Source organism: Microvirgula curvata (assembly GCF_054781615.1).
On record NZ_BAAGUB010000044.1, the window covers coordinates 1 to 769 of the forward strand.

The following is a 769-nucleotide window of genomic DNA, read 5'->3' on the forward strand; positions in this document are numbered from 1 at the left end:
GCGGGTGGTGCCGCTGGTGCGGGTCGTCAGGGTTTTTTGCGAGCGCTGGCCGTGGCCGTCGTAGCGGTAGTTTTCCTGATCGCTGCTGCCGTCGTCATGCCGGACCAGGGTGACGGTCTGCAACTGGCCGCGGCTGTCCCAGCCCAGCGGCTGGCCGGCGGCCAGCGCCAGCAACTGGCCGGCGGCATCGAAGCCGGCGTCGACATCGGCCGGGGTCAGGCCGTCGCTTTGCTGCAGCGTGCGGTTGCTGGTGCTGGATACCACCATGGCTAGTGTATACGGCTGGCTGCCCTGATGATGGATGGCGCTCAGATTGCCGCCGCGGTCATAGTCGTAGGTCCGGGTATAGGCACTCAGGTCGGTGTCATCGATGGGGAGCGGCGTCGGCAGTGCCGCGGTCTGCTGCCCGGCCTGTTCCCGGCCGGTGGCCTGCACCAGCTGGTACAGCGCGTCATACTGGCAAGTCTGGTTGCCATCGACGGCCTGATTGCGGCGGAAACGGCGGCTGACCGTGCCGTCGCTGCAGCCGAGCAGATTGCCGACCGGATCATACTGGTAGCTGAGTGCCTGCAGCGGCTTGCCGGGGCGGGTGGTGTTCAGGGTGCTCAGGCGGCGGGTCTGCGGTTCGTAGTCGTAGTCGCTGACCACGCCGTTGCCGGCGACTTCGTGCCGCACCTGGCCGGCGGCGTCGTAGTCGATGCTCTGCAGCAAGGGCAGCCAGTCGTTGCTGCCCGCCCACTGCAGGTCGCGTGCCGCCAGCTGGCCGGCG

The 769-nt window shown here is 68.4% G+C and carries 1 pseudogene; it reads right to left on the minus strand.

The features are described from left to right. Positions 1 to 769 (minus strand): annotated as a pseudogene (locus ACYVG8_RS19310) (hypothetical protein); the annotation flags it as partial.